This is a genomic window from Streptomyces sp. NPDC049627, assembly GCF_044465645.1.
In the GTDB taxonomy this organism is placed as follows: Bacteria; Actinomycetota; Actinomycetes; order Streptomycetales; family Streptomycetaceae; genus Streptomyces.
The window spans coordinates 67,369-84,813 of the sequence record NZ_JBITLW010000017.1; the positions used below are offsets into that span (position 1 = coordinate 67,369).

The 17,445-nt window shown below is 71.5% G+C and carries 17 protein-coding genes and 1 riboswitch; of the genes, 5 read left to right on the top strand and 12 right to left on the bottom strand.

What is annotated here, in order from left to right; translation table 11 throughout:
* The first annotated feature begins 263 nt into the window (after positions 1-263).
* Both ACIBU0_RS37430 and ACIBU0_RS37435 read left to right on the top strand, forming a co-directional pair.
* On the top strand, positions 264-857 hold the full coding sequence (locus ACIBU0_RS37430; RefSeq protein WP_398827992.1) for a uridine kinase: 594 nt from the start codon (positions 264-266) through the stop codon (positions 855-857).
* Positions 858-1,314: 457 nt separating this feature from the next.
* Complete coding sequence (locus tag ACIBU0_RS37435; protein WP_398827667.1) at positions 1,315-3,180, top strand: AAA family ATPase; 1,866 nt, start codon at positions 1,315-1,317, stop codon at positions 3,178-3,180.
* A 111-nt stretch (positions 3,181-3,291) separates the two neighbouring features.
* Here the strand turns inward: ACIBU0_RS37435 and ACIBU0_RS37440 are convergent, their stop codons facing one another.
* The 9 genes from ACIBU0_RS37440 to ACIBU0_RS37480 form a co-directional block, all read right to left on the bottom strand.
* Positions 3,292-4,380 (bottom strand): hemolysin family protein, encoded by a 1,089-nt coding sequence (locus tag ACIBU0_RS37440; RefSeq protein WP_398827669.1) that lies wholly within the window; start codon positions 4,378-4,380, stop codon positions 3,292-3,294.
* Entirely contained in the window at positions 4,377-5,702 is a 1,326-nt protein-coding gene (locus tag ACIBU0_RS37445; protein WP_398827671.1) for a hemolysin family protein, read from the bottom strand. The genes ACIBU0_RS37440 and ACIBU0_RS37445 overlap by 4 nt, the downstream gene beginning before the upstream one ends.
* A 202-nt stretch (positions 5,703-5,904) precedes the next feature.
* Complete coding sequence (locus tag ACIBU0_RS37450; protein ID WP_398827673.1) at positions 5,905-6,363, bottom strand: PH domain-containing protein; 459 nt, start codon at positions 6,361-6,363, stop codon at positions 5,905-5,907.
* Between the two features lie 19 nt (positions 6,364-6,382).
* Positions 6,383-7,234, bottom strand: a complete 852-nt coding sequence (gene hisG / locus ACIBU0_RS37455; protein ID WP_398827675.1) for an ATP phosphoribosyltransferase — start codon at positions 7,232-7,234, stop codon at positions 6,383-6,385.
* 66 nt (positions 7,235-7,300) lie between these two features.
* The gene (locus tag ACIBU0_RS37460) at positions 7,301-7,573 is read right to left on the bottom strand and encodes a phosphoribosyl-ATP diphosphatase (RefSeq protein ID WP_031486114.1); all 273 of its coding nucleotides are present in this window, start codon (positions 7,571-7,573) and stop codon (positions 7,301-7,303) included.
* 34 nt (positions 7,574-7,607) lie between these two features.
* Positions 7,608-8,093: a 6,7-dimethyl-8-ribityllumazine synthase gene (ribH, locus tag ACIBU0_RS37465; protein WP_398827677.1), complete on the bottom strand. Its 486-nt coding sequence runs from the start codon at positions 8,091-8,093 to the stop codon at positions 7,608-7,610.
* Between the two features lie 27 nt (positions 8,094-8,120).
* The gene (gene ribA, locus ACIBU0_RS37470; protein WP_398827679.1) at positions 8,121-9,500 is read right to left on the bottom strand and encodes a GTP cyclohydrolase II; all 1,380 of its coding nucleotides are present in this window, start codon (positions 9,498-9,500) and stop codon (positions 8,121-8,123) included.
* Complete coding sequence (locus ACIBU0_RS37475; RefSeq protein WP_398827681.1) at positions 9,497-10,138, bottom strand: nicotinamide riboside transporter PnuC; 642 nt, start codon at positions 10,136-10,138, stop codon at positions 9,497-9,499. Before ACIBU0_RS37475 ends, ribA begins: the two co-directional genes overlap by 4 nt.
* Positions 10,135-10,737, bottom strand: a complete 603-nt coding sequence (locus ACIBU0_RS37480) for a riboflavin synthase (protein ID WP_398827683.1) — start codon at positions 10,735-10,737, stop codon at positions 10,135-10,137. Before ACIBU0_RS37480 ends, ACIBU0_RS37475 begins: the two co-directional genes overlap by 4 nt.
* Before the next feature lie 146 nt (positions 10,738-10,883).
* A riboswitch (FMN riboswitch) is annotated at positions 10,884-11,014 on the bottom strand.
* Positions 11,015-11,301: 287 nt separating this feature from the next.
* On the opposite strand from ACIBU0_RS37480, the gene ACIBU0_RS37485 reads away from it, so the two are divergent.
* Positions 11,302-12,189, top strand: coding sequence for an RNA polymerase sigma-70 factor (locus ACIBU0_RS37485; RefSeq protein WP_398827685.1), 888 nt, complete (start codon positions 11,302-11,304; stop codon positions 12,187-12,189).
* 105 nt (positions 12,190-12,294) lie between these two features.
* Positions 12,295-13,050 (top strand): SDR family oxidoreductase, encoded by a 756-nt coding sequence (locus ACIBU0_RS37490; RefSeq protein ID WP_398827687.1) that lies wholly within the window; start codon positions 12,295-12,297, stop codon positions 13,048-13,050.
* Positions 13,051-13,239: 189 nt separating this feature from the next.
* Here ACIBU0_RS37490 and ACIBU0_RS37495 read toward each other — a convergent pair whose 3' ends face one another.
* The gene (locus ACIBU0_RS37495) at positions 13,240-14,439 is read right to left on the bottom strand and encodes an ROK family transcriptional regulator (RefSeq protein WP_398827689.1); all 1,200 of its coding nucleotides are present in this window, start codon (positions 14,437-14,439) and stop codon (positions 13,240-13,242) included.
* A gap of 118 nt (positions 14,440-14,557) precedes the next feature.
* On the opposite strand from ACIBU0_RS37495, the gene ACIBU0_RS37500 reads away from it, so the two are divergent.
* The gene (locus ACIBU0_RS37500; protein WP_398827691.1) at positions 14,558-15,769 is read left to right on the top strand and encodes an MFS transporter; all 1,212 of its coding nucleotides are present in this window, start codon (positions 14,558-14,560) and stop codon (positions 15,767-15,769) included.
* Here the strand turns inward: ACIBU0_RS37500 and ACIBU0_RS37505 are convergent.
* Together ACIBU0_RS37505 and ACIBU0_RS37510 are read right to left on the bottom strand one after the other, a co-directional pair.
* On the bottom strand, positions 15,729-16,187 hold the full coding sequence (locus ACIBU0_RS37505; protein ID WP_398827693.1) for an acyl-CoA thioesterase: 459 nt from the start codon (positions 16,185-16,187) through the stop codon (positions 15,729-15,731). The two genes, ACIBU0_RS37500 and ACIBU0_RS37505, sit on opposite strands and share 41 nt — an antisense overlap.
* Before the next feature lie 82 nt (positions 16,188-16,269).
* Complete coding sequence (locus ACIBU0_RS37510) at positions 16,270-17,397, bottom strand: glycoside hydrolase family 6 protein (RefSeq protein WP_398827994.1); 1,128 nt, start codon at positions 17,395-17,397, stop codon at positions 16,270-16,272.
* Between the last annotated feature and the right edge of the window lie 48 nt (positions 17,398-17,445).

Below are 17,445 nucleotides of genomic sequence, written 5' to 3' on the forward strand. Positions count from 1 at the left end.
TGTCCCAGCCCATCCCCGTTACGGCACCTCACAGTTGCACACCAAGCACCTTACTCACCGCAGGACTCAACCGGAACGCACATTTCGCGGCGACGGCCGGAGTTTTTCGGTGGCATTGCGGGTAACCGTCGGACACCTCCGTCTAGTTCAAAGCGATACCTTTTCTCATCTCACCCCGGACTCCCACCCCGGCAACCGCTTTATCCCTCTACTAGAATGTTCCAACGAAATATGCCCATCGCTGCTCCACCCCGGGAAAAACGATTCACGACCTCGCCACCCGGCTCCGCCGGCTCCCCCCGTCCTGCGGCCCGGTCCGCCTGATCGGGGTCGACGGGCACGCCGGCTCCGGAAAGTCCACGTTCGCCGGGCAGTTGGCCCGGGCCCTGGGCGACGCCCCGGTGCTCCACCTCGACGACATCGCCAGCCATGACGAGCTGTTCGAGTGGACCGATCGCCTGCTGGCCCAGGTGATCGAACCGCTCGCCCAGGGCCTGACCGCCCACTACACCCCCTACGACTGGCGGACCCGCGGCTTCGGACCACCCCTGCCCGTGCCGCCCGCCCCCGTGATCGTCGTCGAGGGCGTCGGCGCCGGCCGCCGTGCGCTGCGCCCGTATCTCGCCCAGCTGCTGTGGATGGAACTGCCGCACGAGGAGTCCTGGACGCGCGGCCGCTCGCGGGACGGGGCGGAGCAGCGGGACTTCTGGGACGGGTGGGTCAGGGCGGAGCTGAAGCACTTCGCCGACGACCCGTCCCGGCCGTTCGCCGACCTTCTGATTCGGCAGTGCGAGAAGGGGTATGAGGTGCTCACCGGGCCTGCCGGGACGATTGGACCGGACCAGCCGCTCACATAGCGTGACGACTCATCCGCAATGTGCTGACCTTGTGAAGACCCTTGCGCGAGAAGTTCCCGGAGTGCTTCAACTCGGCTTGACCCGGGGGCCGTACAGGTCTTACGTTCTGAATGTGCGGCCGATCGAGGTCGCCCCATACGCGAAGCCCCCGGTTGTTCCCCCGTGATCGGGGGCTTCGTTCTGCCCTCACACTCTCCCTCCGGGCGCCGAGAGCCGTCATTTGCTCACCCTCGGTCACCGAGCCCGTGCGCCCGATCCGCTCCCACCTCGCCAAACGGCCGGTGCGGCACCCTGGGGCGGGCCATGCTCTCGCAGGTACGATGCCCTCGGTGCGACCTACGGACGGCTGCTCTGCGCACTGTTGCAACTCCGGTCCGCGGTACGGCGGTTCGAACAAGGCGGCCCCGGGCGACGGCCCGGCGGTCAACCGACGGGGGCACGGTTTGTGGGGGACGTGATGGACTTCGGCATGCAGGGCCCCGAGGCCCCGGCCGACCTCGCCTGGCTGCGAGGTGTGGATGCCTACACGATGGGGGCCTATCCACAGGCGGAGGAGGAGTTCCGCACCGCGGTGCGGATCGATCCCGGGATGGCCGACGGCTGGCTCGGCCTGCACGCGCTGCGCATCGACACGACGACCGCGCTGCTGCGGATGTTCCGGCACCGGGACCGGTTCGGGGAACAGCGGGCCCGGCACCGCCGTACCCTCAACTCCTGGTACTGGCTGGGCTGGTGGGTGCAGCCGGTCCTGGAGAGCCCGCGGGACCTGCTGTTGGCCCACGCCTCGCACTGGCTGGACGGCCGGCACGTGCCGGAGCTGGACCGGGCGCTGGCCGGGCTCCCGCCCGTGGACACCGACCATCAGGTCCGCTTCCTGCACGCCTGCCGCGCCTATCTGGTCAAGGACTGGGAGCAGTTGGTCCGGCACACCGATCCCCTGATCGACGACCCGATGCTCGGTATCGAGGCGGGTCTGTTCGGCGGCATGGCGCGGGTACGGCTGGAGATGTACGGGCAGGCCGAGCCGCTGCTCTCGGCCGCGCTGATGCGGTGCCGCAGCGAGCAGCCGCAGCGCAAGGAGCTGCGGTACTGGCTGGCCCGGGCGCACGAGGGCACGGGCCGGTCCGCGGCCGCCTTACCGCTCTACCGTGCCGTGCACCGCGTCGACCCCGCCTTCATGGACACCTCCGCCCGGCTCGCGGCGATCGCCGAGGGCGACGGGTACGACGACACCGACGACTTCGCGGCGATCACCCTGACCGGGATCGGGCAGGACGCGGGGGACGGCCCCGACGGGCTGGATCCGCTCTTCGGCACCGAGGGCCGGGACCTCAGGCTGCCCGACGCCGACCTGCCGCCGACCGGTCCGCTGCCGTCGGTGCTCGATCCGGCGGTGCGCGAGAAGACGGCCGTGCCGTCGCAGCCGCTGCCCGCGGGGCCCACCGACCCCGAGTTGCTCGAAGAGGCGCTTGCCGAACTGGAGCGCATGGTGGGGCTCGAACCCGTCAAGCGGCAGGTCAAGGCGCTGTCCGCCCAGCTGAACATGGCCCGGCTGCGCGCCGGGCAGGGTCTGCCGGTCCAGCCGCCCAAACGGCACTTCGTCTTCTCCGGCCCCTCCGGCACCGGCAAGACCACGGTCGCCCGCATCCTCGGGCGCGTGTTCTACGCCCTCGGGCTCCTCGGCGGCGACCATCTCGTGGAAGCCCAGCGGGCCGACCTCGTCGGCGAGTACCTGGGCCAGACGGCCGTGAAGGCCAACGAACTCATCGACTCCGCGCTCGGCGGCGTCCTGTTCGTGGACGAGGCCTACTCGCTCTCCAACTCCGGCTACGGCAAGGGCGACGCGTACGGCGACGAGGCGCTGCAGGTGCTGCTGAAGCGGGCCGAGGACAACCGGGACCACCTGGTGGTGATCCTCGCCGGCTATCCGGAGGGCATGGACCGGCTGCTGGCCGCCAACCCCGGGCTGTCGTCCCGCTTCACCACTCGGGTGGACTTCCCGTCGTACCGGCCCCTTGAGCTCACCTCGATCGGCGAGGTGCTCGCCGCGGAGAACGGGGACGTGTGGGACGAGGAGGCGCTGGACGAGTTGCGGTCGATCGCCGGGCACGTGGTCGATCAGGGGTGGATCGACGAGCTGGGCAACGGGCGGTTCCTGCGGACGCTGTACGAGAAGAGCTGCGCTTATCGGGATCTGCGGCTGTCGACGTACCCGGGGGCACTGACGAGGGACGACTTGTCGACACTTCGGCTGCCGGATCTGATGCAGGCCTATGGGGAAGTGCTGTCGGGGCGGGGGCCGCAGGACCCGTCGGCCATGTGAGCACCGACGTCTGGGCTGGCGCGGGATGGGGACGCTCGCCCGCGCTTGCGGGGTGCCGCCTGCGCCCACCCGTGCCGCCCCAGCGGCACGACTGCCCGCAGGCGGCGCGTGTCAGCCCGCCATCGCCTCCTCCGGCTCCCCGCTGCCCAGCCGCGGCCCCGTCACCCGCACCTCCGGCAGGTCCCGGTGTGCCGGGTCCCGTACCTCGCCGACCAGGAGTTCCAGTACGTCCTCCAGCGCGACGAGGCCGAGGACCTTGCCGGAAGTGTCGGCCACCTGAGCCAAATGCGTCGCGGCGCGGCGCATCACCGTCAGGGCGTCGTCGAGGGGGAGTTCGGAGCGGAGGGTCGTCATCGGGTGCCAGAGGTGCTGCGGCACGGCCCGTTCCGACTCCTCCAGGTCCAGTACGTCCTTGACGTGCAGGTAGCCCATGAAGGCGCCGGTCTCCGCCGCCACCGGGAAGCGGGAGTACCCGGTGCGGGCGGTGAGCGCGACGATCTGGCCGGGGGTGACCGACGGGCTGACCGTGACCAGGGACTCGCGCTTCAGCAACACGTCCGTCACCGGACGCGAGCCCAGTTCCAGCGCGTCCTCCAAACGTTCCTGCTCCTCGGGATCGAGCAGGCCCGCCTGGCCGGAGTCCTCGACGAGCCGGTTGAGCTGCTCGCTGGTGAACACCGCCTCGATCTCGTCCTTCGGCTCGACGCGGAACAGCCGCAGGATGGCCTGCGCGACCGCACCCAGGGCCACGGTGATCGGCCTGCAGAAGCGGGCGAACCAGACCAGGCCGGGGCTGAGCCACAGCGCGGCCTTCTCGGGCGCCGCCATCGCCAGGTTCTTCGGCACCATCTCGCCGATGACCAGGTGGAAGAAGACCACCGCGGCGAGCGCGATGACGTAGGTGAGCGGGTGGATCATGCCTTCCGGAAGATGGATCCACTCGAACAGCGGCTCCAGCAGATGCGCCACCGTCGGCTCGGCCACCGCGCCGAGCGTCAGCGAGCAGACGGTGATGCCGAACTGGGCCGCCGCCATCATCTGCGGCAGCCGCTCCAGGCCGTACAGCACCTGCCGGGCACGGGCGGTGCCCAGCGGTTCGATCTGACTGCGGCGGACCGACACGAGGGCGAACTCGGCGCCGACGAAGAAACCGTTGGCGAGCACGAGCAGCGCGGCGAAGAGGAGTTGGAGCACGCTCATCGGGCGACCTCCACCACGGCACCGGTCCGCACCAGCCGGACCCGCTCGGCCCGGTAGTGGCCGACCCGGCGCACCGACAGCCGCCAGCCCGGCAGTTCCGCCTTGTCGCCGACGGCCGGGATGCGCCCGAGCAGGTCGGCGACGAGTCCGGCGACGGTCTCGTACGGCCCCTCGGGCACATCGAGCCCTATGCGCTGGAGGATGTCGACCCGGCAGCTGCCGTCGGCGTCCCAGGCGGGGCGGCCGTCCTCCGGCGGGGCGGCGGCGAGTTCGGGCAGGTCCTGGCCGTCGTGTTCGTCGCGGACCTCGCCGACGATCTCCTCGACGATGTCCTCCAGCGTGACCACGCCGGCCGTGCCGCCGTACTCGTCGACGACGACCGCGATGGGCTGCTCGCTGCGCAGCTGGGCGAGGAGGGGCTGGACCGGCAGGGTCTCGGGGACGAGCAGCGCCGGGCGGGCGATGCGGCCGACCGGGGTGCGCAGCCGGTCACTCGAACGGATCGCCAGCGCGTCCTTCAGATGGACCATGCCGACGATCTCGTCGATCTTCTCCCGGTAGACCGGGAAGCGGGACAGACCCGTGGCGCGGGTCAGATTGACCACGTCCTCGGCCGTCGCCGACGACTGCAGCGCGCTGACCTTCACGCGCGGGGTCATCACGTGCTGCGCGGTCAGTTCGGCGAGCGACAGCGTCCGTACGAAGAGGTCCGCGGTGTCCTGCTCCAGGGCGCCGGCCTGTGCGGAGTGCCGGGCCAGGGAGACGAGTTCGTCGGGGGTGCGGGCGGAGGCCAGCTCCTCGGTGGGCTCGATGCCCAGGGCGCGGACGAGGCGGTTGGCGACGGAGTTCAGCGCGGCGATCACCGGGCGGAACAGGCGCGCGAAGACGTGCTGCGGGCCGGCGACGAAGCGCGCGACCTGCATCGGCCGGGACACCGCCCAGTTCTTCGGCACGAGCTCGCCGATCACCATCTGCACGGCCGAGGCCAGCAGCATGCCGACGATCACGGCCACACCGGACACCGCGCCCTCGGGGACACCGATCGCGGCGAAGGGGCCGCCCAGCAGCTCGGCGAGCGCCGGTTCGGCGAGCATGCCGACGACGAGGGAGGTGATGGTGATGCCGAGCTGGGTGCCGGAGAGCTGGAAGGACAGCTCCTTGAGCGACTCGGCGACCCTACGGGCCCTTCGGTCGCCCTCCGCGGCGGCCTTCTCGGCGTCCGTCGCCTCGACGGTGACCAGCCCGAACTCGGCGGCCACGAAGAAGCCGTTGGCGAGGATGAGGAGGAACGCGGCTGCCAGAAGCAGCAAGGGGATGCTCATGACGCGGCCGCCCCGGTATGTCGGGAGGGGGCGGCGCAGGTACTACAGGACGATCCGTCCATCGCTGGAGGGAATCACTCCTCGGGTAGCAGGGACCTCTGAAGAACCGGTCGGAACGTCAGCGGCGGAGGCGCCACACAAACGCCTCCGCCAACAGATTAATCAAGACATGGGGATTTACGGCAGGGTGAACGCCCCCGAGTCAGTCCGCACGGTCGCCGGGCTCCTTGACGGAGCGCGCCTCGGCGAGGGCCCGCAGGGCGCGTGCGTCGGCGAGGGCGCGCTGCTTGGCGATGCCGGGCTGGATGCCGAGCGCGGGCAGGCTGGTGCCGTCGCTGAGGTTGAGGAACACCCAGGGATCACCCGGGCGGAGGGTCACCTGGACGATCTCGGCCCAGTCGAGACGGCGCCTGCTGGCGATGTTCACCACGCTGACGCCGGACTCGTCGGCAACGACCCTGACGCGGGCCAGCATGGCCAGCACGCCGAACATCAGCGCGCCGGTGAGGATGAAGCTGAGGCGCTCGCCCGGGCCGAGCTTCTCCAGCAGCAGCGCGATCGCCGTGATGACGACGAAGATCGCGACGCCGGCGGTGAGCAGGACGGCCCGGGTGCGGCCCGGCCGGAACGTGACGGGCAGGGCGGGCAGTTCGGAGGACATCGGTGTACGGCCCCTCGGATCAGAGGCGGCAGGCGTGGATGGCCGTGGTCAGGATGGCCCGGGCGCCGATGTCGTACAGGTCGTCCATGATCCGCTGGGCTTCCTTGGCCGGGACCATCGCGCGGACGGCGACCCAGCCCTCGTTGTGCAGCGGCGAGACGGTCGGGGACTCGAGGCCCGGCGTGAGGGCGACGGCCTTCTCCAGCTGCTCGACGCGGCAGTCGTAGTCCATCATCACGTAGGTCCGCGCGACCAGGACGCCCTGGAGGCGGCGCAGGAACTGCTGCACCTTGGGCTCCTCGCCGTCCGCGCCGGTCTGACGGATGACGACGGCCTCGGACTTCATGATCGGCTCGCCGACGACCTCCAGGCCGGCGTTGCGCAGCGAGGTGCCGGTCTCGACGACGTCCGCGATGACCTGGGCGACACCGAGCTGGATGGCGGTCTCGACGGCGCCGTCGAGGTGGACGACGGAGGCGTCGATGCCGTGGTCGGCGAGGTGCTTGGCGACGATGCCCTCGTAGGAGGTGGCGATCGTCTTGCCCTTCAGGTCCGCCAGGTCGTCGCCGACGGTGCCCGGCTTGGTGGCGAAGCGGAAGGTGGAGCGGGCGAAGCCGAGCGGCAGGATCTCCTCGGCGTCGGCGTCGGAGTCGATCAGCAGGTCACGGCCGGTGATGCCGATGTCGAGCTGGCCGGAGGCGACGTAGAGGGCGATGTCGCGGGGGCGCAGGTAGAAGAACTCGACGTCGTTCTCGGGGTCGACGATCCGCAGTTCCTTGGACTCGCGGCGCTGCTGGTAGCCGGCCTCATGCAGCATCTCCGCCGCAGGGCCGGACAGTGAACCCTTGTTGGGGACGGCGATGCGCAGCATGAGGTCGGCTTCCTTCGTTCGCTCTTACGGTGTGCGGGTTTCTTGCGGCTCTGGGGGCTCAGGTGCTCAGAGATGGGCGTAGACGTCGTCCAGGGAGATCCCGCGGGCGACCATCATCACCTGGACGTGGTACAGCAGCTGCGAGATCTCCTCGGCGGCCGCCTCCTTGCCCTCGTACTCGGCGGCCATCCAGACCTCTGCGGCCTCCTCGACGACCTTCTTGCCGATGGCATGGACACCCTTGCCGACGAGTTCGGCGGTGCGGGAGGTGGCGGGGTCGCCGTTTGCGGCCTTGTGCTGGAGCTCGGTGAAGAGCTCCTCGAACGTCTTCTTGGACATGGTGACGCTCAGCCTATGCCACATACCCGTTTCGTCAGTGCCAGGGTTCAGATACTGAGCGGAGCGTCGCCGCCGTGGCCACGGCCGCCGTCACCGCCTCGTGCCCCTTGTCCTCGTTGGAGCCCTCCAGGCCCGCCCGGTCCAGGGCCTGCTCCTCGGTGTCGCAGGTCAGCACGCCGAAGCCGACCGGCACGCCGGTCTCGACCGACACCTGGGTGAGGCCCTGGGTCACGCCCTGGCACACGAAGTCGAAGTGGGGGGTGCCGCCGCGGATGACGACGCCGAGGGCGACGATCGCGTCGTAGCCGCGGCCCGCGAGGACCTTGGCGACCACCGGGAGTTCCCAGCTGCCGGGGACCCGGAGCAGGGTCGGCTCGTCGATCCCCAGGTCGTGCAGGGCGCGCAGGGCGCCGTCCACCAGACCGTCCATCACCTTCTCGTGCCACTGCGCAGCGATGACCGCGACCCGCAGGTCGCCCACATTGCGTACGGACAGTTCCGGTGCGCCCTTGCCGCTCACGTTCTCAGGTCTCCTCGGTGTGTGCTGTTACTGGTTGGTGCAGGTGGCCAGGGAGGCCACGGGGGCCGCGTCCAGCCAGGGCAGGTCGTGTCCCATCCGGTCGCGCTTGGTGCGCAGGTACCGGAGGTTGTGCTCGCCCGCCTGTACGGGCATCGGCTCCCGCTCGGTGACCTCGATGCCGTGGGCGAGAAGCGCGTCGGACTTGTCGGGGTTGTTGGTCAGCAGGCGCACGCTGCGCACGCCGAGGTCGGCGAGTATCTGCGCGCCGGCGCCGTAGTCGCGGGCGTCGGCGGGCAGACCGAGTTCGAGGTTGGCGTCGAGGGTGTCGCGGCCGCGCTCCTGGAGTTCGTAGGCGCGCAGCTTGGACATCAGGCCGATGCCCCGGCCCTCGTGTCCGCGCAGGTAGACCACCACTCCCCTGCCCTCGGCCTGGATGCGCTCCAGGGACGCCTCCAGCTGGGGGCCGCAGTCGCAGCGCTGGGAGTGGAAGACGTCGCCGGTGAGGCATTCCGAGTGGACGCGGACCAGCACGTCCTCGCCGTCGCCGATCTCGCCGTGGACGAGGGCGACATGCTCGACGCCGTCGACGGTGGAGCGGTAGCCGAACGCGGTGAAGGTTCCGTGGGCGGTGGGCAGGTGGACCTCGGCCTCGCGGCGGACGGTCGGTTCGGCGGTGGCCTCGGAGAGGGCCGGTGCCTGCTCGGCCGACTTCTGTTCGCCCGCCTCCTGCCCGGCCGGCTGTCGCAGTTCGGTCCTGCGGCGGTAGGCGATCAGGTCCTCGATGGAGATGATCGTCAGGCCGTGCTTGCGGGCGAACGGGATCAGCTCGGGCAGCCGGAGCATCTCGCCGTCCTCACCGGCGATCTCGACGATCGCGGCGACCGGGCGCAGCCCCGCGAGCCGGGCGAGGTCGACGGCGGCCTCGGTGTGGCCGTCGCGGACGAGGACACCGCCGGGCCGGGCGCGCAGCGGGAAGATGTGGCCCGGCCGGACGAGGTCCGACGGCTCGGCCCTGCCGCCGGCGAGGAGCTGCAGTGTGGTCGCCCGGTCGGAGGCCGAGATGCCCGTGGTGACCCCGTGCGCGGCGGAGGCGTCCACGGAGACGGTGAAGGCCGTCTTCATCGACTCGGTGTTGTCGCCGACCATCTGCGGCAGCTCCAGCCGGTCCAGCTCCTCGCCCTCCATGGGGGCGCAGATCAGGCCGCGGCACTCGCTCATCATGAAGGCGACGATCTCGGGGGTGACCTTCTCGGCGGCGATGACGAGGTCGCCCTCGTTCTCGCGGTCCTCGTCGTCGACGACCACGATCGGTCGGCCCGCCGCGATGTCGGCGATGGCCTGCTCGATCGGGTCGAGCGTGAGGTCCTCGAGGCCGTCGGTGCTGTACAGGATCGGTGCCGCGGTCATGCCGGCGCTCCTTCCAGGACGGGCCGCGCGTCCTTGCGGGAGCGCAGCCACCAGTCGCGCATGCCCCACAGGACGAGTGCGCCGTAGATGACGTAGACGAAGCCGGAGAAGGCGTAGCCGTTGGCGAAGTTGAGGGGCACGCCGACCAGGTCGACGAGCAGCCAGGCGAACCAGAACTCGACCATGCCGCGCGCCTGGGCGTACATGGCGACGATGGTGCCGACGAAGATGTAGGCGTCCGGCCAGGGGTCCCAGGACAGGGACGGCTGGGCCTTGAAGAGCAGGGCGACCCCGACCGTGCCTGCGGCAGCCACGCCGATCATCGCCGCCCGCTCGGTCCAAGTGGCGAACCTCGGGGCGATGTGGCCGTCCTCCGCCTGCCCCTTGTTGCGGTTCCACTGCCACCAGCCGTACAGGGCGACGGCCATGACGACGACCTGCTTGCCGGCGCTGCCAGTCAGGTGGCCGAAGAAGGCACCGAAGAGGATCAGGCCGGAGAGGAACTGCACCGGCCAGGTCCACAGGGAGCGGCGCCAGCCGAGGGCGAGGGTAATCAGGCCGAGGATGTTACCGATCATGTCCGACCAGAGGATGTGCTGGTCGAGGACGGTGAAGGCCTCGGAGTTCAGCCCGTTCACCGTGCGGCCCCCTGACTGCCCATCAGCCGCTCGACGTACTTGGCGATGACGTCGACCTCGAGGTTGACCGGGTCGCCGGGCTGCTTGTGGCCGAGCGTGGTCAGGTCGAGGGTGGTGGGGATGAGGCTGACGGTGAAGAAGTCGGGCCCGGCGTCCACGACGGTGAGGCTGATGCCGTCGACGGTGATGGAGCCCTTCTCGACGACGTACCGCGAGAGGTCCGCGGGGAGCGAGATCTTGACGATCTCCCAGTTCTCGGACGGCTTGCGCTCCAGTACCTGACCGGTGCCGTCGACGTGGCCCTGCACGATGTGCCCGCCGAGGCGCTCGCCCACGGCCATGGGGCGTTCGAGGTTGACGCGGGAGCCGACGGTGAGGACGCCCAGGCTGGAGCGGTTGAGGGTCTCGGCCATCACGTCGGCGGTGAACTCTGCGCCCTCATGTTCGACCACCGTGAGGCAGACGCCGTTGACGGCGATGGAGTCTCCGTGCTTCGCGCCCTCGGTGACGACAGGGCCACGCACGCGGAAGCGACAGGCGTCGTCGAGGGTCTCGACGGCGGTGATCTCGCCCAGCTCTTCGACGATTCCGGTGAACACTTCCCGGGTCCTCCTGCCTCATTCGGGCACGGACTCCGGGGCTGTCGATGACGACAGAATGTACGAGCAGGGACACCGGGGGCGACGCCGGACAGAGTTCGCCTCATCGACGAACCGGTACGGCGGCGCGCACGAATGCCCGCCCGCCGCGCACTGCCTCCCATCCGGACTTTAACCGTCGGTCCAGGAATTTCACCTGGTCAACCGGCCGCTGGAGGCGACCGGGTCGCGGACTGTAACCGCCGGTTCGGACTTTCACCGACCCCGGAGTGCGCTGCTTCTGGTACACGGCCAGTGTGCCACGCCTGATCGGCGTCCATGCGGGTGACTGCTGTGGGGTGCCTCACAGGCTGTGTGGCTGGATTTCTTTGATCCGCGAGGGATCCCCGATTGGTCCATACCTATTGACGCACTGGTCTAGTCCTTCCTAGAGTCGGCCCAACTTCCCTGGACAGGCACGACGTTGTGGGTCGGCGCAGACGGCCCGGCGGCGGTGACGACGGCCCTTGCCCGCCGCCGGGTCCACCAGCTCACCCCGATCGCGGTTCTGGCAGGGTGAGGGGCATGACGACCGCGACCGCCGACGAGTTCGAGACGCACCGCTCCCGGTTGTTCGGCCTGGCCTATCGCATGCTGGGCTCCGCCGAGGAGGCCGAGGACACCGTCCAGGACGCGTATCTGCGCTTCAGCGGCGCCGACCGCGGTGCGATCGAGCACCCGGCGGCCTGGCTCGCCAAGGTCGTCACCAACCTCTGCCTGACCCGGCTGACCTCCGCCCGGGCCCGCCGCGAGCGGTATGTCGGCCCCTGGCTGCCGGAGCCCGTGGTCACCTCGGACGGCGCACTCGGGCCCCTGGAGTCCGCCGAGCAGCGGGACGCCGTGTCCATGGCGATGCTGGTGCTGCTGGAGCGGCTCACTCCGACCGAGCGGGCCGTGTACGTGCTGCGGGAGGCGTTCGCGTACGGCCACCGGGAGATCGCGGAGGTGCTCGATCTGACCGAGGCCAACTGCCGGCAGCTGTACCGGCGGGCGGTTCAGCACGTGGGTGAGCCGCGGTCGCGGTTCGAGCCGGCTCCCGAGCGGCAGGAGGAGCTCGTCGCGTCCTTCGTCGCCGCGGCGCGGGACGGTGATCTGGCCCGGCTGGAGAAGCTGCTGGCGGCCGACGTGGTCTGGTCGAGCGACGGCGGGGGCAAGGTCTCGGCGGCCCGGCGGCCGGTCGAGGGCCGGGAGAAGGTGTCGCGTTTCCTGGTGGGCCTCGTCGAGCGGTTCATGGAGGGCGTGCGCTTCACCGCGGCCGAGGTCAACGGCGAGCCGGGGGTGGCCGCATGGGCAGGCGACACGCTCCTCGGGGTGGTCGCGCTCGAACTGAGCGACGGCCTCGTCGTGCACGCCCGAGCCGTGGTGAACCCGGACAAACTGGCGTTCGCGGGCCGTCAGCTGGCCGGGGCGTAGAAGACGCCTGAGGCCGGCTGTCACATTTCGCACCTGCTGTTCGGTCCCAGCTGACGAGGGGCGCTCCACCCGGGGGCGCCCGGCGTCCGAAGGGACTGAAACGACATGACCACGATCCTGGTGACCGGCGGCACCGGAACGCTCGGCCGGCTCGTCACCGAGCGGCTGCGCGCGGACGGGCACGAGGTGCGGGTGCTCAGCCGTCACACCCAGCCGTGCGCCGTCGACCTGCGCAAGGGCGGCCCGGGTCTGGACGCGGCGCTGGAGGGCGTGGAGACGATCGTGCACTGCGCGTCCTCGCCGGGCGGTGGTGACGAGGAGGCGGCGGGGCATCTGATCGCGGCGGCGCGCACGGCGGGCGTACGGCACCTCGTGTACATCTCGATCGTCGGCGTCGACCGGGTGCCGTTCGGCTACTACAAGAGCAAGCTCGCCGTGGAGAAGCTGATCGAGGCGTCGGGGCTGGGCTGGACCGTGCTGCGGGCGACGCAGTTCCACGACCTGGTGGTGCGGGTGCTCGGGATCCTGGCCAAGTCGCCGGTCATGCTGCTGCCGGCCCGGGTGAAGGACCAGCCGGTCGAGGTGGCGGAGGTCGCGGACCGGCTCGCCGAACTGGCCCTGGACACCCCGGCCGGGAGGGTCGAGGACATGGGCGGCCCGGAGGTGCGGACGTTCGACTCGCTGGCCCGCGCGTATCTCCGGGCGACGGGCCGCAGGCGGCTCGTGGTGAGCGTCCCGTTGTGGGGGAAGGCCTACGGCGGCTTCCGCGCGGGGGGGCATCTGACGCCGGGGCGTGCGGTGGGGAAGGGGACGTTCGAGGACTATCTGGGGCGGGGGTTCGGGGGTGTGCGGGGCGTCTGACCGCGGGGCTTGATTTCCTCGCCCCCGCCGCCCAACCGCCGGACGGGCTGGATGGTGCGGGCCGGCATTGAGAGGTGGCCGACCCCTCCGGACGGGCTGAAATGCCGCGACCGGCGTCGAGAGGTGACACCCCCACCCACCGGCTGGGTGAGGGATTGAGGACGGCCCCGGTCGGCCCGGCCGCTCGGTTCAGCGGTCCTGTGGTGCGAACAGTTCGTCCTGCGCGGCATCACGTGCCGTGAGCAGCGCCCCGCGCAGGACGGCGTCGCCGCCCAGGCTGCTGGGGCGAACCACGGTCGCCAACGGCGACATCCGCCGGACCCGCTCCTGCACCCGCCGGGCGAGCGCCTCGCCGCCGGCCTGTCCGACCTCGCCGCCGAGGACCACACAGCCGGGGTCGAGGATGGCGACGACGGAGGCGGCACCTATGGCGAGGCGATCGGCGAGGGCGTCGAGGAAGCGGGAGGCGGACTCGGGGTCATGGGGCAGGCGCGCCACCGCGTCCCTGACCAGCCCCGCAGCCGACGGCTCGTCCGCGGCGCCGCCCTCGACGGTCAACCCGTACGCCCGCGCCAGCTCCACGATCGCCGCCGCCCCCGCCAGCGAGTGGAATCCCCCCTCGCAGTCCACCGCCGACGGCAGCCCCGTCGTCCCCGGCACCGGCAGGAACCCGATCTCGCCGGTCCCGCCGGAGGCCCCGCGGCGCAGCGCCCCGTCGAGGACGACGGCCGCCCCCGTGCCGTGGCCGAGCCACAGCAGCACGAAGGTGTCCCGGTCCCGGGCCGCCCCGTCGCGCTGTTCGGCGAGGGCGGCGAGGTTGGTCTCGTTCTCGACGCTGACGCGGGCTTCGGGCAGCCGTTCCTGCAGGGCCGCCACCAGGCGGCGGTGCCACGCGGGCAGCCCCGTGGAGTTGCGCAGCTCACCGCTCGCCGGGTCGATCAGGCCGGGCGCGCCGATGCCCACCGTATGGAGCCGGTCGGCCCCCGCCTCCTTCGCGACCCGTTCCACCAGCGCCACCGCCTGCTCCACCGCGGGCCCCGTCCCCGTGTCGCCGCCGATCGGCACGGACGCCTTGGCGAGCACCTTCCCGACCAGATCGGACACCACCACGGAGACGCCTTCGGTGCGGACGTCCAGCGCCGCCAGATGGGCGCGGTCGACGACGATGCCGTACAGCTTGGCGTTCGGCCCGCGCCGCTGCGCCCCGGCCTCGCCGACGACCGCGATCAGACCGGCGGCGGTGAGGCGTTCGACGAGGTCGGCGACCGACGGGCGGGACAGGCCGGTCAGCTGCTTCAACTGCCCTGCCGTCAGCGGGCCTTCCCGCTGCAGCAGGCGCAGGGCGAGCCGGTCGTTGATGGCCCGGGCGGTGCTCGGGGATGCGGGCATGCCGGGATCCTCCCACGGCTGGTTTATCCGCTATCTATCAGGCAGGGTTCCTGATAGTTTACGACGCGACCACAGGCGGGGGAACCGACAAGGACCGGGAACAGGGAGGGGCCGCACAATGAGCGCAGTGGTCTACGAGCAGCGCGAGGTGAGGCGGGCCCGGTACGCCGTGGCCGCCGTCTTCGCCGCGCACGGCGCTGTCACCGGCTCGTTCGCGACGCGCGTGCCGTGGATCCAGGACCACGCCGGGGTCGGCGCCGGCCAACTGGGGCTGGCGCTCGCCTTCCCCGCGCTCGGAGCCTCCGTCGCCATGCCGCTCGCGGGCCGTATCACCCACCGGTTCGGCGCCCGGAACGCACTGCGCGGACTGATCGCCCTGTGGACGATCGCGCTCACGCTCCCCTCTCTCGCCCCGAACCTGCTGACGCTCTGTCTGGCCCTGTTCACGTTCGGCGCCACGGCCGGCATGGCGGACGTGGCGATGAACGCGCTCGGCGTCGAGGTCGAGAACCGCCTGGGCCGGTCGATCATGTCCGGCCTGCACGGCATGTGGAGCGTGGGCACCGTGACCGGCTCGCTCGGCGGCACGCTCGCGGCCCATCTGGGCGCGGACGCCCGTCTGCACCACGCGCTGGCGGCCGCGGTCCTGACCGTGCTGGGCGTGGCCGCGTGCTCCTGGGTGCTCGACCTCCAGCCGACCGAGGACGAGGAGCCGCCGCCCCGGTTCGCGCTGCCACCCCGGTCGGCGCTGCTCATCGGCGCGGTCGGGTTCTGCGCGGTGTTCGCCGAGGGCGCGAGCCTGGACTGGTCGGCGGTCTATCTGCGCGACCAGCTGGACACCTCCGCCGGCCTCGCGGCCGCGTGCACGACCGGCTTCACGCTCACGATGGCCCTCGCCCGACTCGTCGGCGACAAGGTGGTAGACCGGTACGGCGCCGTCCGGACCGTCCGGTTCGGCGGAGTCCTGGCCGCCCTCGGCGGCCTGCTGATCATCGTCGCGGGACATCCGGCCGTGGCGATGACGGGCTTCGCACTGCTCGGTCTGGGCATCGCCGTGGTCGTCCCGCTGTGCTTCGCGGCGGCGGGCCGCAGCGGCTCCAACCCCTCGCTGGCCATCGCGGGCGTCGCGACGATCACGTACACCTCGGGGCTGATCGCCCCGAGCGCGATCGGCGGGCTCGCCCAGGCCACGAGCCTGATGGTGTCCTTCTGCCTGGTCACCGTGCTGGCCTCCGGGCTCGCCGTCTTCGCGGGCGTCCTGCGCACCGCCGACCGCGACCGCCCGAAGATCAGCCGGCCGGACGCAGCAGTTCCCGACCCACGGCCCTGAAGCCGTCGCTCCACGGCGCCGGCCGCAGCGTCCCGGCGTCCAGCCGGACCAGCACCCGGCTGCCGTGGGCGTACGTCACCGCACCGTCCGCCGAGCAGAACCGGAAGCCGTAGGTGAGCCCGGTGGTGCCGAGCCGGTCCAGCCAGAGGTGGACGGCGTAGGTGCCCGGTGCGGTGACCGGCGCCTCGTAGCTGATGCGCAGTTCCTTGACCGCGTTGCAGGCGTCACCCGCGGCGACCCAGTCCCCGGCGAAGCGGACGCCGTGCTCCTGCCACAGCTCGGTCCAGGCCCGCTCGACCATGAGCGGGTAGCGGGCGTTGTGGAGCAGCCCGAGCGCGTCGAGGTCGTCGAAGTGGACGGTGACGGGGATCAGCCGGCCGTACGACACGGCGGGTGCGAGCGAGGCTTCGGCGGTCACGGGTGGGACTCCTGGAACGGTTGAACTACGGACCACCATCCTAAGCGGTCGCTCACCCCGCCTGATCACTCGGCAGCGAGGGTCAGCGCGCCAAGTCGTAGGCGTACGACGCCGTGAAGGTGCCGGGCTCCCCCTTGCACCCGTCGGACTCCCCCGGCAGCTTCACCCACAGGTAGGCGTCGATCCGCGCCTCCCCCGTGCTGAGCGTCGGCGCCCGGCCCAGCTTGCGGCCGGCCGGATCGCACCACTGCCCGTCGGCCGGGGCCCCGGCGCCGTTGCGGCTGGTGTCGATGACGGCGCCCAGGCTCGCCGGGCCGCCGAGAGCCGCCAGGACCTGTCGGTCGTAGGCGATCTCGTCGGCCGTGGTGTGGAAGTTGGAGACGTTGCTGAAGACGCCGTCGGAGGACGCGGTCGAGGCGGCGCCCGCCTGCCGCAGCCACTCCGCCTGCTGTCCGGGCGCGTGCCAGCCGGAGTGCCCGGCGTCGTAGTAGACGCGCGCCCTGGGGTTCGCGGCCTTGAAGGCGCGGCCCGCGCGGGCCAGCGAGGCGAAGCGGTCGGCGCGTTCACGCGCGGAGAGGCATTCGGACTGGGCGATGGAGTCGGGCTCCAGGACGACGATGACGTCGCCGGAGCCCAGCCCGGCGGCGAACCGGTCGATCCAGGCGTCGTAGGCGTCGAGGTCGGGCGCCCCGCCCTGCGAGGGCCCGCCGCAGTCGCGGTCCGGGACGGCGTAGGGCACGACGACCGGCACCCGGCCGAGCGCCGCCCCGCCCGACGTCACGGCGCGGACCCGCGCGGTGATGGTGTCGGGCGTGAAGTCGGCGAACCACACCGCGGCCGGCTGGGCGGCGATGCGGGACTCTATGACGGCGTGGCGCGGGTCGCCGGCGTTCTCGCGGACCCAGTCGAGCACCTGGGAGTCTGGGTGGCGGTAGAGGCGGGCGGACACCACGGTCTGCTGCTGCTTCCTCTCGGCCCTCGTCGGCGAGGGCCTGGGTTTCGCCTTCTTCTTCGGGGTGGGAGAGGGCGTGGGCGAAGGGGACTTCGTGGCCGGCGGGGAGGGCGAGGGCACGAGCGGCAGGGTCTCCAGGCCCGGCGAGCGCGTCACCTCGGGCGGCCTGGCCTCGTCGGAGCCCCGTCCGTCGCCGAGCGCGGACATCATGCCGGTCGCGCTGCCGACGGCGACCACGACCGAGGCCGCCACGACCATGGCATGGCGCCGGGCCGCCTTCCTGCGCGCGGACCTGCGTGCGGCCAG

What these genes read in the sequence shown, in the direction of transcription:
- ribA (WP_398827679.1), bottom strand. Translation starts at nt 9,500, where the DNA reads ATGACCGCGGCACCGATCCTGTACAGCACCGACGGCCTCGAGGACCTC.
- ACIBU0_RS37510 (WP_398827994.1), bottom strand. Translation starts at nt 17,397, where the DNA reads ATGGTCGTGGCGGCCTCGGTCGTGGTCGCCGTCGGCAGCGCGACCGGC.
- ACIBU0_RS37460 (WP_031486114.1), bottom strand. Translation starts at nt 7,573, where the DNA reads ATGTCCAAGAAGACGTTCGAGGAGCTCTTCACCGAGCTCCAGCACAAG.
- ACIBU0_RS37495 (WP_398827689.1), bottom strand. Translation starts at nt 14,439, where the DNA reads ATGCCCGCATCCCCGAGCACCGCCCGGGCCATCAACGACCGGCTCGCC.
- hisG (WP_398827675.1), bottom strand. Translation starts at nt 7,234, where the DNA reads ATGCTGCGCATCGCCGTCCCCAACAAGGGTTCACTGTCCGGCCCTGCG.
- ACIBU0_RS37440 (WP_398827669.1), bottom strand. Translation starts at nt 4,380, where the DNA reads ATGAGCGTGCTCCAACTCCTCTTCGCCGCGCTGCTCGTGCTCGCCAAC.
- ACIBU0_RS37490 (WP_398827687.1), top strand. Translation starts at nt 12,295, where the DNA reads ATGACCACGATCCTGGTGACCGGCGGCACCGGAACGCTCGGCCGGCTC.
- ACIBU0_RS37445 (WP_398827671.1), bottom strand. Translation starts at nt 5,702, where the DNA reads ATGAGCATCCCCTTGCTGCTTCTGGCAGCCGCGTTCCTCCTCATCCTC.
- ACIBU0_RS37450 (WP_398827673.1), bottom strand. Translation starts at nt 6,363, where the DNA reads ATGTCCTCCGAACTGCCCGCCCTGCCCGTCACGTTCCGGCCGGGCCGC.
- ACIBU0_RS37500 (WP_398827691.1), top strand. Translation starts at nt 14,558, where the DNA reads ATGAGCGCAGTGGTCTACGAGCAGCGCGAGGTGAGGCGGGCCCGGTAC.
- ACIBU0_RS37435 (WP_398827667.1), top strand. Translation starts at nt 1,315, where the DNA reads ATGGACTTCGGCATGCAGGGCCCCGAGGCCCCGGCCGACCTCGCCTGG.
- ACIBU0_RS37485 (WP_398827685.1), top strand. Translation starts at nt 11,302, where the DNA reads ATGACGACCGCGACCGCCGACGAGTTCGAGACGCACCGCTCCCGGTTG.